The organism is Psychromonas sp. psych-6C06 (assembly GCF_002835465.1).
In the GTDB taxonomy this organism is placed as follows: Bacteria; Pseudomonadota; Gammaproteobacteria; order Enterobacterales; family Psychromonadaceae; genus Psychromonas.
Genome location: NZ_PIZM01000010.1, coordinates 49,669 through 65,589 on the forward strand (window position 1 = coordinate 49,669; position 15,921 = coordinate 65,589).

Sequence of the window (15,921 nt, forward strand, 5' to 3'; positions counted from 1 at the left end):
GTTTACAAGCCTGTATCTCGATGCGGGCTTTTTTGTGTCTGTAATTTGTAATAACAAATTTGTATAATTCAATTCCATATATTGGAACAAGAACGAAATCTAGCGTTATTAAACCAGCAAACAAAGGTCTTGAACTAGTATCTCTTATTTCTAGATAAGATCTGACATAGTCAAATTTGTTTACAAGCCTGTATCTCGATACGGGCTTTTTTGTGTCTGAAATACGGCTATGAGTTATTAATACCAATTCCGCTAATATAGTGATTAAATATTACGCAGGAAAAAGGAGTTAGTTCAAGGCGAAAATTGATGCAAATGGTTGTTTCCTTTACGAAATTTTTAACGCTTAAATAGCTTCTTTTAACCAGTAAGATTGATCAGTTATTTAGTAGATTTGGCATTACTACCAACTAAAACATACAAATCGCCATTTATCACAAGAGGATACTCAAACAAACAGCTTCATCATCGCTAGATAGCTCGCTTTTTTATAAAAAAATGTCCACAATAGCCTCTATATTTTCAATAGTGGTGATGCTTTTAATGACTCAAACTCCTGTAACCTTTTACTGGCACGATTATGAGTAAGACAACTCAAGAGACTGATTAAAAATATATTATTAAAACTAAAAATAATGAAGGTACAAAGGAAGGTACAACTTAATAAACCACTGTTTGTGCGAAGGGAAGATCGGGCAATTTAGCGATCACATTCTCCCCCTCTACTTTAACGTAATCATCAACTGCCAATCCAGGCACCGACACCACCCACAATAAAGCAGTACCCCACTTTACTTTGACGCGATTAAGGCCAACATCAACCTGTGTTACTTGCGCACGAAAAATAGTGCGCTTTTCCGATAATGCTTGAAAGCGTTTTAAGGTGTTAACTGTAGCCATGATTTAACTCTATTTTTGGTTGTTGCCAAATATCAGCAATACTCTGCAGTGGTACATTGTTATTTAAACACAACCCTGTAACCGTTTTATTTTCAAACTTAATACGCACGATGTCGCCAGGTAGTAGTAAACCAAAATCTCCACCAGGAGGAAGCACGGGAAACTTTAAGCCGATCACCTCTTGCAAACCGCTATTAGAAAAAATATTTCTGGCAAGCTCATTATTTACAGCATGATCTTGTGACAGTGGACTTAACACATCATCGGCCCAACTATCACCCGCCGTTCCATCCATTACCGGATTCGTGACAACACCCTTATATTCACCACTAATCATCACCGTGTTTAATTGTGGTGTTTGATGGTCTTGGCTAGACGTCGTAGTGATATAATTTGCATCAATAACATGATCACATTGCGCATCTGTTAATGCTTTCCAATTCCATGGACTAAATTTGTAGCGAGGTTGAACATGTATGGCATCAAGAAGAATATCAGGCTTCAAAATCGCCCCGACGGCTGTTGCTGCTTTCTGAGCAAGGTCAATACTCGATAAATTCATATAACTAAATGAATCAGGAGCCAGGTTCCATTCCGGCGTTAATGTATTACGTTGCAACGAAAAATTAGTACTTTCTAGCTTGCTTTGTATTAATTGCCACATGCCTGTGACGCTTTCAATGTTGCCGGTATAGAGTTCACCATGCGGTTTATGTAAAAATTGCACCGATGAAACAGCAGTAAAACTATAAGCTTGATGCGCAAAATTCGTAGCCTCGCTATATTCCCGCAATACAAAATTTAACTTATGCCCATTTACTTCTATTTCAAATTTAGCGCGAGTGCCTAAATAATTAAGACATTCTTCGCCAAGCAATACCCCGCTTAAGCTATAAACAAAACTATCAATATCAAAATCAAGGGTTGCATTTATCGGTGCTAGCGCCGTTTTAACGCTGCCCGATGACACATGATTAACAATTACTTCATTCATAACAATTAACGCATCCAGTTCTATTCTTAAAAAATCCAGTTCGCCGGTGTTGCTCCATAGAAATTTAAAATCTAATGGGGTGATTGGGTGATCTGGAACGATTGTGGGTGGAATGATTATGGGTTGTCGTTGGCCCGTTGGGTTTACTGCATCTTCAAAATGGCTTAACCACTGTTTTACAATCGCCTTACCACTTTCAAAGTGATTAGTTACTTGGTGTCGTAGCGCATCTGTGTTTTGCCAACATGCAGATTTTGCACAATCTGAACGAGAGGGATATAAATAACCACTGCTAATATCATTAGCACAATCTGTGCCTTTGAAAAACAGTGAACTTAAATCCCTGTCTGCATCTGCTAAACGATGGTTAGTCTGCACAATATTTGATTGCACGTTATCGCCATCGCGTTGCAATGCAATACAGTTTTTCTGTTGTTTAGGTAACTGTTGTTGCAGAGAGTCGATACTGCGTTGCATTGATTGCGCATCGCGTTGCAGTGAAATAATATTTGATGAAAGCGCGGGGCTATCTTCAAAGTAACTGCTAATCACGTTGCTACGCTTAATAGCTTGCGCGTTCCGCGATGTAACCGCCGACTTAATGCCACGATCAACATTTATATCAACCTCAATATCATCGCTTGTCACCTGTTTGTCGATAACATTATCAGCAACGATTGATGACAGACTATCTAACCCTGCATGACTAATTACAGCGTGCAAGCCTGACTCTGCAACTATATCAATAATCGGGGTGATGCCCGCGACTGAAACGGGTGCGGGGTGATAATTTTGAGCAACAATATCGATAATTTTTGGGGGGGCGATGCCTCCCTCAACAATAAAGTCTAACTCTCCCGTGGCTGACCAACGGCTTTTAAACTGCATACGCCACACCTATAGCTCAGTTATTAACCAACCCTTTAAACGCAAAAGGCTACCCGCAAATAAAATGGTACTTGGTAACTTTAAATCTTCGCTACTCGCACTATCACCAACACTCAGCGAGGCTAACACCGTGTTATCAATGGCGATGATTTTAGCGCTTTTAGCTTCAGCGTTAATCAACACCATCGACTCTGGCAAGTCTCTGAAAATTAACTGACCATTTGCGATGCTTGATTTTGAAGGGCTAGGAAATAGTAAATTGCACACTTCTTCTTGCGCCTCATTATAAAGAATAAGGTGTGTTTCCTGCGCATCAATCGCATCACATAACATTTGTAAGCGTGCATTTTTTATAGCAACTGAAAAGTTAATCGTCATGCTTTGTCACCTTTATTAATTTGTATTCAATGACTAAAAAACACCCCATTAGAAGAGAAAAAAGCCCACCAAAGGCGAGCAAAAACAAACTATTTTCGGGCATTTTATTGTCTCCCATAGGGCGTAGGTGTTTGCCAATCAGAAGAGATTGCACTGTAATCGGGCGGTGTGTGTTCATCTGCATTGCCGTATTGCGCTGTCACCATATATTTTTTGCTCATAAGCAGTGAATCAAAGCGATAGTTACCATTTTCATCACTGACCGTTTCATCAATCAATACACCTGAATCGTGGGAAAATAACATCACCCGTTTATTTGCAACCGGAATGTCACTTAATTCCGTTTTGCTTTCGATATAACCAAATTCGCGTAGTTTGCTATTTTGGTCAACTATGGGGTCAGTATAGAAAGGGTTATTCTTCACGGCATAGGTTGAGTCAAAAGGCGCGATTCCGTGGTGTTCAAGGTAAATCGGCTGCGGGTTTGCTTGCGCCTTTGTTTCTCTGTTTGACCATGTTATGGATGATAAGCTGAGTAGTAAGTTTACAATTGGAGCTTGGGAAACAAAGTTAACCCTTGCGTCTATTTCATGCTGAGTTAATGGGCGGTTGTAAATAGCGCAATCTGACACTTCGGAATTACTATATACGCCTATCCCAAGATCACTTGTGTGCGTGAAAGCGCCAACTGATAATTTCAATCCAGCGATTAAACCACTGAATAAGTTTCCTGGTACCTCCAATAAAACATCACCATCTACATACAGCTTAGACTGATCTGTCGCTTCCTCGTACTGCATAACAACGTGGCGTGGCTCTGCAAAAAGCGTTTGTGATCCGTTAAATAAATTTGAAGCACCTAAAGCGTAAAGGTTGTAATCGTTACCATCCCGCTGAATAAACTGAACCCTATCTGCGTTGTTCTCTATTTCTCCAAACTGATTAAAAGCAAACGCTGCTTTGTAAAGGTCTAGCTCGTTTTTAAATCTACACCAGACCTCTATACAGCGAGTGCTAAGATTGTTATCAACAGCCATGTAATTAGTCACTGTTTCTCTTCTTTCTGGATCATACGGCGGTACATACGCCCCTAGGCCTTCGGGAGATAAGGCTTCCGTGTTGTGAGAAACAGAACCGACCACGGTCATATGATCGCGCGAAAGACTTAAATCCTCACCGTTTACGTAAAGTGGCCAATAACTTAACAAACCCTCTGTATCTAATATGGTTTCTTGGTAGGTTCTAGGAGGGGGTAAAAGGTTAAAGTGGGTCGTTACATCGCCTTGTGAAAAAGCTTCATTGTAATAAGCAGCGTAGGCGCAAGTACCTTTCCATTTCGACTCAGCTGCTACACCATTAACCGCACCTGCCACTGACCAGAAAAGGGCGCCTACAGCATTAGCTGTAGCCTCGTTTTTCAATTCTTGTGAAGCTGCCGATACACTACACAACACCCCATTTTTGTATAACTCAACCAAACCTGTTGTTGCATGATGAACGGCAACAATATGACAAAGTTCGTCCACTTTCGGTCTATCATAAATTGTTCGTGTATACCTATTAATTCGCTCCGATGATGGGGTGCTCCTTGCAGAAGATCGAAAGCTATCAATATCTTGTTGAGACACGTTTATATAATTATCAACAGAATCACCTATATCAAAAATGCGCGACCAGGTTGTGTACTCTGAAATAGTCATTAACGTTTCTATCGTTTTATCACCAGTGGTAAAGCCAGAACCTTGCAACTTTAACCACTGCGAACCATCCGTTCTAGCAAACCTAAAGCCGTTTCCCATCTCATAAATTGGATCTCCACCTTGCCAAGCGGCAGTTAAGCCTAAACTACCCTCTGGCGTTATCGTTGATGACTCAAAATGAATAAAAGTTAGTGGGTTTCTTCCTCTTATTTTGTCAAATAAAGTTAAAGCGCCCATACCTACACCTCGACCGTTGAAATATCAAAGCCAATCAGCGTTGCGGATAAATCAGAACGGCGATCATAAGTTGCTCGTAAAAAGCGGAATATTTTGTTGGGGTGCTCTGGTAAATCCTGTAGGTTTTTACGCTCTAGCGATGTGGCGTTAGCCAATGGCTCTACGAGTATAGGCATATAGCCACGCAATGTATTATCTGACTCTTGAACAATAGTGGGCGAGGTGTTGAGATAAAAGCCGTTAGTCGCAGAATCAGGGTAGTTAAACAAGTCACTGCCACGGCTTCCCATGCCACGTTTTTTCCACGAATCGCCGGCATCTAATTGATGGTATCTGCGTGCAACATAGTTCTGACTAGCCACGTTGTTACTGGCGAAATAGTTGTAATATGGATAAGCACTGTTAACTTGATCCCATCGCGCATAAGTACCATCGCTCGCGCTAGATACAGGAACATGATTCATTATAAAGTGATATTTATCTCCGGCTCTAAGCGTGTCAATGTAACCCGCCACAAAGCAAGCTTGCTCTTTACCTGCGCCATATTCTGGCATAGAGAAAATAAAGCGATTGTCACCCACTAAATCCCATTTATGATCACTGTATCGACCAGTTGCAGGCCAACAATGTTCATAAATTGTTTCATAGGTATCTATGTCCGTTACGTTCTCAACCATTGCCACTTTCATTAGTCGTGCGTAAGTACCTGACCACCCACTAAACGCTGTGTTATCAATGCGTAATGACACCTCACCTAAATTACCTGCGGGGCTGAAAACTAAAATGTCATTAGTTCCGTTGGAGTGAGTAATCTCCCAACCTAGCGGTGCAATTTTAATTTCTAATGAACCACTTGCGGGCGCAACGGGTACAGTATCAAGCTCGAACCAAATTTCAGTCGAGGTAACTTTAATAATGCGGTGCTCACCATTGTAATCAGTCACTGCGCTACCTGAACAAGCGATAACTGAGTCCTTTTCATACGCATGACCACCACTAAAACTCGCCTTTGCTAGCAATTCTGTTTCATCCCAAACGATAGAATCAGGCGCTAGCGAACCAAAACCATCAACTAAACAGGCTTTTAAAATGGCAATCATTGTTCCCGCATCGCTATCACCCGTTTGACCTGCGCCTTGCATACTTTCGTTATAAAACTTAACTGGATATGTTTTCATTACTTGTTACCTTTTGTGTATTTTAGGTCTGATTTTGGGATTGCTTTTGAGACTTGGGCGGTTTTGATGAATACGGTTTCTGCATCTATTTCGCGCATCACTTCTACCACTAACCCCGCGGGCAAGTTGTGATGCCCGTGGCGCTTAATAGTGACTATTACGTTACTCATTTACGCCACCTCTTTGTTAACATTGCCACGGATTTGAAGTTCAAATTTGTCACTTTCAATCGGCGTTTCTGGCTCGCCTTGCAAGACTGTTCTGATCACGTTCATCTGATAAACGGCCCCAAAAAAATCGATGCGCAATACGTTGTTGTCTGACCAACCCGTGCCCCACCCTAATTTATTAAGTGTGAAGTAGGGCTTGCCGGAAACAGGGTTGTTGGGCGCAAAATCGTTGTTAATATCACCCACGGCGATTTGCCCAACATGCTCGCCAATCAATTTAAAGTTGGTTGAACTGGTAAACACAATCGCAAAACGTTCAGTGATACAACCATCGTTAGTGACTTGAATCGGGTATAACGTGTCGTTGTATTCTGCCGGTGCTTCATCACCTATTAGGTTATCGCTAAACGCCCCTGTCCATGTTTTTTGGTCAAACAGGTTGGTATAACGTGCGAACAAGTCACCCGCAATCAATACACTGGCAACCTTGGCTTTGTTAGCGTCATAGTTGTGTGATAATGGCCTTGATGTTTTTAGCAAGCCTGAAATATCAACGTAAACCAACAGCGCCATATCTTCGATGCGATAATCAATCTCGTAGTTACCCGCGGTTGGAAATAAGACTGTACCGGCATCCAAGTCGATCACTGCATCGGGTGCGGTCGTGGTGCAAGACGCAAGGCGCACATGAGGCAGTTGCACTAAATCATTAGCGTTTACTGTTTGTAAAAAATGCTCATCTTGATGAATAACTACCACATCACCTTTTTCAAAAATCACAACTCGGCCATCACTTGGCAAGCGGATAGAATCAATACCTAGTTGATCAGCGTCGAGCGGTAGATAGTTATAACTGACGCAGTTATATTTCAACGAGTTGGTATCGAGCAAACCACTTGCGGTAAGCTCAACCACGCCCGTTTTGGTTTCGATGTAACCTTCAAAATCTTGCGTTGGGCTTGATATATAACCGTTGGCATCGGTGTTGGCGTTGATGTTTGAACCATCAAAATTAACCGCATTCACTTGTAGTGATTGTGATGCAACCGGATTTCCGGCAGTGCGAAACACACTGTATTGTGTTTCGGGCAAAATGCCCGTTTTAGACACCCCGCGCACTAATGAAATTTCACCGTTGCCGGTTGCCCATTCGTTTATCTCTACCTCACCTGTTTTTAAATCGATGCTACCCACTAGGTTATCCAGTGCATAAATGCCTGTGTCACCTTTGTTTTCATAAAGCAGACCGTTGTAATTAAACGCTAATGTGTCGCTTAATAGCTCAGTCGGGGTTTGCACGTTAATCTGTAGCGGATGTTGAGTGCTAAACCCTTTCACTACACTACCTGCCAAAATTTCTATTTCAGGCGGGCGGGTCGATTGCTCTGAGCCTCTTGCATAAACATCGTGCCCAACTTGAAAATCGGCGCTACTTAGCGTTACCTCTTCGATAGAAGTTGTACGCAAGGCGAACACTGGGTAGTTGTAAAACCCCGTACTCTGATCACCTATTTGCTCAATGATGTAGTTTACCTTTTCAAAAGGAATATCTATTTTTTGAAGGGTCACAACACCGGTTGCATAATTCACTGTGCCCGCAATTGGGTTGTTTCCAACTTTGGCAATTAAATTTCCATTGCCATCATCAATTAATGTAACTAGGCGATCACGATAATTGCGATAACTTTTAGCCGGCGGTGGGTTAGGATTTGCAGGCGCAAAGCTTGATTGAAACTCAGTCGTGCTTTGATCACTACAAAGATAAGTTAATCGTAACTCAAGGGAGTTAGGCGGTATGTTTGCCGGTAAATTAACTATGTTACCTGCTTGCAGGTCGCGCGCTACACTGAATATTGTTTTTTGCACTGTCTCAGTCGGCGTTAACTGTTCATCCCATGCAAAAGTAAACTGAGTTTCGCTACTTGGCACAGTTGTAAATGTCACGCTGATACTATAAAAACCACCTTCGACAACGTATTCTCCGGCCATATCTCCAGTGATAATGCCATTTTCTAGGGTTGCGGTTTTATCATCCCATGTAATTGTAGTTAACTCGCTATTCAGCGCTGTTTGACCAAGACTGATTTTAAAGTTTTCTTTAATGCTTAAATCGCTTGCTTGCAACGGTTTCAAGTAGTTATTAACGTTTTGATAATGCACTAAAATGGGTACATCGGCATCGGGTAACGCGCTTAACGTTAGTGATAAATTGCCAAATTCATCTAATTGGCCCGTACCAAACGCATCATTCGCGGCTTTTAATACGCCATTTCCATCGTCTTGCAATTCGTACCAACTTCCCTGCGCCATGAACGAGACTTTAGTCGTACCTTTTGAAGGGATAGGTACTAGGGTAGTAACATAAACATAACCCTGATTGTTGATGGTCACTGGAATTGTTTTACTTTCTACCCCTGTGATCAGCTCACCTTCAATACCATCACCACGGTCAAATTTAGCTGCAACCAAGTTAACGGCACTCAAATTGATGTGCGGTGAATCAACGCGCGTACTTGGCACTAATTGCGTGTAGATGCTTTCTACTTTTAACTCAGATTTAGCAAATAACGCATTCGTAATTAAGTTTTTAGTGCCGAAATATTTGGATGCGTCAGCGACCATCGTTTCATAAATCGCGCTAGACGCTGAAATAGGATCATTAGAACTCGGTTGCACACCAACAAATTCATGGCGTAATGGCTCAGTGATAATGCACTGCACAACTAGACGTTTGAAGTCGGTGTTATTACTGGTAAAGCTCTGTAGTTCACTGTTTACTTCTTCGGTTTTTACGTATTGTTCTGCACCGGTTGATTTGTTAATCAACACAATTACATCACCGGCTACGGGGGGGCTAATGTTGTTGCGCTGAATAAATCGGATAGAGCGTTGACCCTGCAACTGCGTATAAAGTAGTTCGCCTTGGTATTTAGCGCCTTTAGTTAAGTAGCGCTCGATAATATCGCGGGTTTCGTCACGCTTAATGTAAGGGTCGTTGACACTCATTAAAGTAATATCAACATTAGGATCGACCGGCGTTTCAACTAAACCTATCGTGGCGCCAAAAAAGGTATCATCATTTGGCGAGTCGGCTTTTACATGCACGCTACGCAGATTTACAACACCATAGGCACGATCAAGATCGGAAATGTCATCAAAGATAGAGTTATGTTCACCCGACACAATCTCATTGCCGGTCATTTCACCACCGCCATCTGATTCATCAGTCATCACTTTGGAGGCAAATAGCTTTATATCGTTTTTGTTAATTGGCATTTAGTCTAAGACCTCGATTAGTTTTAATGTTTCAAGTGTGTACTCTGCATCATCGCTTTGATCTGCATCGTTTTGATGCAAGTGCTTTGCAGTAAAATGATCAGCTTGGCTGTAATCCCATCGCACATTGAATAACTCGCCATGAAAATCTAAGGTTAATAAAGCCGGTGTTAATCGCGTTTGTGATATTGCATTGACTTGGGCGAGGCTTAGCCAGGCATGGCCGTTACCAACTAAATGAATAGGCCGGCCATCAATTAATCGCCCCCTTAACAGCAACGTTTTACCAGTGATAGCAATGTGATTTTGTTGTTTAATCGGGCAATAATCGGTTTTGTTAGGCCATAGCAAGCCATCTGGCAGGGTTATGCCGTTGAGTTTGATCATGTTGTCACCATTTTATTTTTTTCTAATAGCGCGATAAGATCTTCTTTGCCGGCTGTGTTGGTTGGGAACGAGGCGCTATCACCGCCCAGGTTTAACGTCATAATGACGCGTTCAACAGTTTCTGCTGGGGCCGACGCAGGGGCGCTAGTGATGCCCTGCTTTTCAGCGGTTTTCTGTGCTTGTTCGTCTTTTATTTTTTGAGCTATATTCTTTTTTTCTTCATTATAAATTCTCGCATTTAGTTTTAAGGCTTCTTGTGCTTCTTCTAACTCTTTTTTGTTCATGCCCCACGCTTTGTATAATTTGCTATACATTGCGACCTCACGCTCTAAACGTTGTTTGCGATTCTCATAGGCGGCTTTTGCTGCGCCTTCTTCATCACCACTGGCCCGGGCAAGCTCTTGCTGCATTGATGCAATGGCATTTTCAGACGCGCTTTGCATCTGTATTAGCTCACCACGTACCGATTGAACGCCCTCTTTCAGCTTTGATAAATTAGATTTATTTAGGTTTTCTATGCGCCCTTTGGCACGATCAGCACCATCACCCACATCATCTAGGGCAGCCGTTGCCCCCGTAGCCGCCGTTTCAAACGCGCCCCCCATTTTTAACACTTCATCTGCCACACCTAGCACTTTTGCTTGCACCCGCACGGCGGATGAAATAACCCCTTCGTTGGCATCAATCGCGATTTTAGCGTATGCAATAAAGGCGGCTTTTTTATCCGACAATGCAGCCGTACTATTATTGATTGCATCAAACGCAGCTTTTGACGATTTAGCCGTTTTTTCAAGTTCGACCTGTGAAGTGATACCTAACTCTTTAAACGCTTCCTCAAGTGAATTTACACCGGGCGTTAAATCATTGATTTTTTCTTCAACCTGCTTAAGCATTTCTTCCAGTTTTTCACCAGTAAAAATGCCTTCATCACCCAGGCGAATCACTTCCTTATTTAGTGCTTCAAGCTCACTGGTGGTATTGGTTTTAGCAAACACTCCATCGAAAGCTTTTTCAATATCATCCGCACTGGCGGTGGCGGTTTGTGAAATAGTGGTAAAAGCAATTAATGCCTCTTTCCCAATCTCCGTAAAACCGTTACGTACCTTGTTTAGATCTAGCCCCAACTTGGTAAACTGCTCTTTAAGTGGATCAACATCATTAATGATGGATTTAATGTCCACGCCCAGGGCTTTGAACGTATCGCCGGCTTGCTTTTGAATGCTTGCCAATTCGTCACTACTGAGATTTTTTAGCTGCTTTCTTAATCCCGTTTCAATTTCGGCGGCGGTTATCTGTGCTTTGTCCTTTAAGGTTGTCAGCACATCAACCACATCGTTAAGCCCTTCGGCATTTTCAACATCAAGGGATTTAGTTATTTCTGCAATCGCATCAGTGACATTCGCCCCACCTTGTACCAACTCAGTAAATTTATTATTTAAACGTTCGGTAGCGGGCAACAACGATTGCGACAACACCTCTGCATTATGCTTTTGTAATTCAGTTTGTTTTTCTAATGCGGAATTAGTGCGCTCAAAGGTTTGGGTGGTTTCATTAAAGGTGATTTGACCACTTTTTAATAATTGTTCCCACTGATCAGTGCTAGTGATAGCAATGCCCACCTGATCGCTGTATTTCTTATAAGTGGCTGTTAATTGATCGGCGGTTTTCTTTTGTAAATCTAATGATTCAGCGGCCCCCTTTTGTGATTTACGCATTGATGCATAAGCATCACCTAATTTATAAATTTGTATTGATGCCTCGGCGACTGCATAAAGTAGTGCGCCTTTTAATACACCGGCAAATACACGGGTTTGAATAGTTGCCGCTTTTGTTGCCCCCGTTACACCGCCCATTGACGTAACCGCCCCGGCTGCAGCTTGTGCAAACCCAACAAACATACTTGCCAGTTTTAGTTTTAACGCTGTCGCGGCTAATAGCGTGATACTGTCTTTTATTTCGTAAACTTTGCCCGCAACCTGTTTTGCACCTTTCACAAAATCAACAAAGGCATCAGAGATATTTTGCGCCCACTTTTTCAGTGTGCCATCTTGGCCCAACTGCTTGATGGTATCGCCTAACTCTCTAAGCTGTTGCTTGGCATACTCAAGCGCACCACTTTGCGCAATATCATTTAAAAACAGTTGCCATTCATCTTTAAGGTTTGACACTAACCCGGTCATACGGCCCATGTTAGCGGCAGCTGCACCATCGGCACCCTTTCCGATTTCATCGGTTAATGCCTTGATCACATCACGGCCCAACTTGCCCTCTTTACTTAACTTTTGTAGTTCAAGGGTATTACGTCCGGTGGCTTTTTCTAACAAATCCCACACCGGCACACCACGTTCAACCATCTGCAGTATTTCTTCACCCTGCAGTTTTTGTTTTGCCCAGGCTTGGCCCAGGGCGAGCGAAATACCTTCTACACGCTCCATACCACCGCCCAATTTTTCTGATTGGTCGATGATGGCTTGCATTGAGCCATCCATAGGATCAAGACCAAAGGCTTTTAATCGCGCAAAGGTTTGCGTTACTTCTTCAAGCTGTAGCGGTGTTTTCTTGGTGAACTCTTTGATCCACTCAGTTGCTTTTGCGCCCCCTTCAATACTGCCCATCAACGCATCCATTTGAATGCGTAGCCCCTCAAACTTATCACCCGTGGTAAATACCGATAATGCCATCTGTTTCAGTTCAGAGGTGAAACGGCCAATGGCTAACACGCCAGCGGTCCAGTAGGCAGCTTTTGCTAAACTAAACTTGCTCGCTTGCTTTTCTGTTTCTGCCGTAGCCTTCCCCATGTCGCGCATATTTTGGCTATAACCCTGTAGCACGGACTTGCTGTTTTTGATTTCACGGGTTAACTTTTCTTCGCTCTTAGCCAAGTTTGACGCATCAATATTGCTACTTTTAAGGCTATTTTTAAGCTTGTTTAATTCAACAGTTTGACTACTTAAACTGCGTGATGCCTTATGCGCGGCCGCTTGGGTTTTTTCTAGCTGCACTGAAAACTGATCAGTGGGATCGCCGGTTTCGTTAATTTTAAGGCGTAACGTTTCAACACGTTTTGCTAACTGTTGGTAAGTTTCTTTTGTTTTATCAACGGCTTTTTGTTGTTTTTCAAACTGAGAAATTAGCTTTTTCTGATCTTCTAATTTCTTTAAATTGGCACGTAAATCTTTGCTTTTTTTCTGCAGGTTATCGAGTGATTCACTGGCATCATCTACATCACCAGACAATAAATTTTTGGCCTTTATGGCAAGGGAAATAACCGTATCTTTAATGCTCATAATCAGCCTACTTATTACTTTTTATTAAATTTTAGGTACAAAAAAGGGGTGAATAAATCACCCCTTTAATTTGTTCTGCAGTTAATTAACTAGGCAGCTTCACGGCGGAAAAACTTAGATTTGCCTGTGTCGGTAATGGCATCATCTGCCAGGCATTCACCCTCTAAATCAAATTCACCGTAATCATTGCCGATCAGTGATAAACCCGATGTTGGTGCCGGTTTCCAACGGTACACTTTAACCACTGACGCTTTACCCGTTTCATCATTGATGCCATCAAACACCATGCGCACTTCTTCACCGGAGTTAACCAGGGCTTCAAGTGCTGAAACGGCTAACGTTTCATAAGTGACTTTTAATGATGCGCCATCAACAATTGCACCCGTGCTGAGTGTTTTAATACCCGCAGCGGTTACTTCAAAATCAGTACCTTTTACGTAGGTAGTGGCATCATCGGCGGTTTTAACAACCACTACTTTTGAAGCGTCCACCGTTTCTTTTGTTTCAATTAGCCCCGGCATTACCGCAACAACCACTTCATCAGTAACCGTTTTAGAACCTTTAATCTCAACATTACCACGCAGGGCCAACGCCAAGTTTTCATTATTAAATGAGTCTAACGTTGCTGCTAGTTTCACACTTTTAACGCGTTCACTAGATGCAACATTACCGCCACCAGGGCGAAAACTTGGTTTTGTTTTTTGTTCGGTTTCGATGGCAAAATCAAGTTTTGACACGTTACCAACATCACGACCGCCAACATATACAATGCCAAGGCCGATATACTGCTCATTCACTACCATTTTGTGTTCCTTCTTTAAGGGGTGGTTTGTAAAAATTTAACTTGTAGGGGGATAATCGCGACCATATACGCGCCCGATTCAGTGAGTGAAAAGGTCACATCACCTTCATGCTTAAACTCTTTAGCCAACCCATTAAGGGGGTTAGATAAAGAGTTAAACAGCACATTAATCGCATCAAACATAAACTGATCACGTTGGGCATCAGCATCTACATCTGAACCTGTAATGCGAACACCTAACACCAGGCTAAAATGCCGGGTAGCCACTTGCTTGTTGATCTTTTGCTCACCATCTGGCGTTTCAATATCAGCTTGTAACACGGCTAACAGTGGTGATTTATTTTCTTCAAAATGTACGAAATAACCCATTTCAGCACTCACACCATCAAGCGTTGTTAAACGGTTTTTTATTTCAGTTTTTATTTTTGTTATTTGTAATGGTTCGGTCATAACAATTCCAATTCATCTAACAATGCATTTACGGCCATTTCAGATACTTGCGGGGCAATATCAGCTTTTACGGTTTTGAACACTTGCGATACACTCGGCCCATGAAGCACTTTAATAGCACCACGGCCTTTGCCCGTTCTCACCGCTAATGCCATGCCATTAACACCATTGCCATTTTTAAGCGGTAGGAAAAAAGCAGGTAAAAACTTGCGAGAGCCTTTACGTTTAACCTTTATCGTTACCCCTTTAGACTTTTGACCAGGGGCTAAACCTCGGCGTTTATCACCTTTACTTCGGCTCTTATTTTTAACGCTTTTAGTTACTTGTTGGGCATCAAATCGAGTTAATAACACACCACGACTTTCAGCCCCGATCACCGCTGTCAGGTTTCCAGGTGTTGCCGGTGTAATTATTCTTAACTTTGAATTTATATAGGAAGGGGCAAGGTTAACTTGTTGGCCGATACCTTTTTTCGCTAAGTTTTTGGCTTTCCGTGCTGTCGCGTTTATAGCTTTGACGGCTCTTTTATCAACATGCGCAGGAATGGCCGATAGTTCATTTTGAAAACGTTTTAAATTATCTTCAAACATGCCTTACCCCTTTAAACTTTTTAAATATCTATGGCGCTGTAACTAATTAGTGTTCCTTCCGTTTTAATTTTTCTATTTAAACGGTAGGTAGTTGCTTTGATAGTAATTTCATCGCCACGGGCATGATCTGGCAAATCTAAACTAGACAAGATCAACACTGAGGTTGTTTCTGTGCCTAATTCCGTTTCAAGCTCGGTATCTACATCAACAATTACACTGGTATTAATATCAGGCCCGGTGCCATTTGCGTTGTAAATGGCGGGATCACCCATTTTCTGTAATGCCCGCCACTCTTTCAAAGCGAAACGCTCTGATAAGCTCGGCATTACTTAAGTACTGCCTGTACGCTAGTTTCACCACCGGCGGCCGCTTCAAAGGCATAACCTGCTTCATGGTTTCCCGATGCGGTAGTGGTTAACTCTGCAGTACCATCTTTTAGATATAATTTAGTGCCCTGGGTAACTACATCTGCAGATACTTTTGGTAATTCCCATGCGCCACACGTTGCACAAGCAACCACATCACCCGCTTTACCTGCAGTAAGTGTTACCACTATTTTTTTGCCGGGGGTTGCAATCGCAACGCCTGACTCGGTATCTGAAATCAGTGTTACATCAAGTGTTTCACCGTTTGAAATTTGGTTTTTAGCCATGTTATTTCTCGCTTTTTAGATAATGAAAAGCC

Annotated in this window: 14 protein-coding genes; all 14 read right to left on the reverse strand. The window is 42.3% G+C overall.

Features of this window, described 5'->3' with window-relative positions:
• Positions 1 to 660 precede the first annotated feature (660 nt).
• On the reverse strand, positions 661 to 900 hold the full coding sequence (locus tag CW745_RS13840) for a hypothetical protein (RefSeq protein WP_101109284.1): 240 nt from the start codon (positions 898 to 900) through the stop codon (positions 661 to 663).
• Positions 887 to 2,782: a hypothetical protein gene (locus tag CW745_RS13845; RefSeq protein WP_101109285.1), complete on the reverse strand. Its 1,896-nt coding sequence runs from the start codon at positions 2,780 to 2,782 to the stop codon at positions 887 to 889. The genes CW745_RS13840 and CW745_RS13845 overlap by 14 nt, the downstream gene beginning before the upstream one ends.
• A 9-nt stretch (positions 2,783 to 2,791) precedes the next feature.
• Positions 2,792 to 3,160, reverse strand: coding sequence for a hypothetical protein (locus tag CW745_RS13850; RefSeq protein WP_101109286.1), 369 nt, complete (start codon positions 3,158 to 3,160; stop codon positions 2,792 to 2,794).
• 104 nt (positions 3,161 to 3,264) lie between these two features.
• Complete coding sequence (locus CW745_RS13855; protein WP_101109287.1) at positions 3,265 to 5,097, reverse strand: LamG-like jellyroll fold domain-containing protein; 1,833 nt, start codon at positions 5,095 to 5,097, stop codon at positions 3,265 to 3,267.
• A 2-nt stretch (positions 5,098 to 5,099) separates the two neighbouring features.
• Positions 5,100 to 6,275, reverse strand: a complete 1,176-nt coding sequence (locus tag CW745_RS13860) for a hypothetical protein (protein WP_101109288.1) — start codon at positions 6,273 to 6,275, stop codon at positions 5,100 to 5,102.
• Positions 6,275 to 6,445, reverse strand: a complete 171-nt coding sequence (locus CW745_RS16705) for a hypothetical protein (RefSeq protein WP_193755614.1) — start codon at positions 6,443 to 6,445, stop codon at positions 6,275 to 6,277. Before CW745_RS16705 ends, CW745_RS13860 begins: the two co-directional genes overlap by 1 nt.
• Entirely contained in the window at positions 6,446 to 9,721 is a 3,276-nt protein-coding gene (locus CW745_RS13865) for a hypothetical protein (RefSeq protein WP_101109289.1), read from the reverse strand.
• Complete coding sequence (locus tag CW745_RS13870) at positions 9,722 to 10,108, reverse strand: hypothetical protein (protein ID WP_101109290.1); 387 nt, start codon at positions 10,106 to 10,108, stop codon at positions 9,722 to 9,724.
• Complete coding sequence (locus CW745_RS13875) at positions 10,105 to 13,395, reverse strand: tape measure protein (protein ID WP_101109291.1); 3,291 nt, start codon at positions 13,393 to 13,395, stop codon at positions 10,105 to 10,107. Before CW745_RS13875 ends, CW745_RS13870 begins: the two co-directional genes overlap by 4 nt.
• 89 nt (positions 13,396 to 13,484) lie before the next feature.
• The gene (locus CW745_RS13880; protein ID WP_101109292.1) at positions 13,485 to 14,198 is read right to left on the reverse strand and encodes a hypothetical protein; all 714 of its coding nucleotides are present in this window, start codon (positions 14,196 to 14,198) and stop codon (positions 13,485 to 13,487) included.
• 14 nt (positions 14,199 to 14,212) lie between these two features.
• The gene (locus tag CW745_RS13885; RefSeq protein WP_101109293.1) at positions 14,213 to 14,647 is read right to left on the reverse strand and encodes a hypothetical protein; all 435 of its coding nucleotides are present in this window, start codon (positions 14,645 to 14,647) and stop codon (positions 14,213 to 14,215) included.
• The gene (locus CW745_RS13890) at positions 14,644 to 15,237 is read right to left on the reverse strand and encodes a phage tail protein (protein ID WP_101109294.1); all 594 of its coding nucleotides are present in this window, start codon (positions 15,235 to 15,237) and stop codon (positions 14,644 to 14,646) included. The genes CW745_RS13885 and CW745_RS13890 overlap by 4 nt, the downstream gene beginning before the upstream one ends.
• A 20-nt stretch (positions 15,238 to 15,257) precedes the next feature.
• On the reverse strand, positions 15,258 to 15,563 hold the full coding sequence (locus CW745_RS13895) for a hypothetical protein (RefSeq protein WP_101109295.1): 306 nt from the start codon (positions 15,561 to 15,563) through the stop codon (positions 15,258 to 15,260).
• Positions 15,563 to 15,889 (reverse strand): DUF2190 family protein, encoded by a 327-nt coding sequence (locus tag CW745_RS13900; protein ID WP_101109296.1) that lies wholly within the window; start codon positions 15,887 to 15,889, stop codon positions 15,563 to 15,565. The genes CW745_RS13895 and CW745_RS13900 overlap by 1 nt, the downstream gene beginning before the upstream one ends.
• Between the last annotated feature and the right edge of the window lie 32 nt (positions 15,890 to 15,921).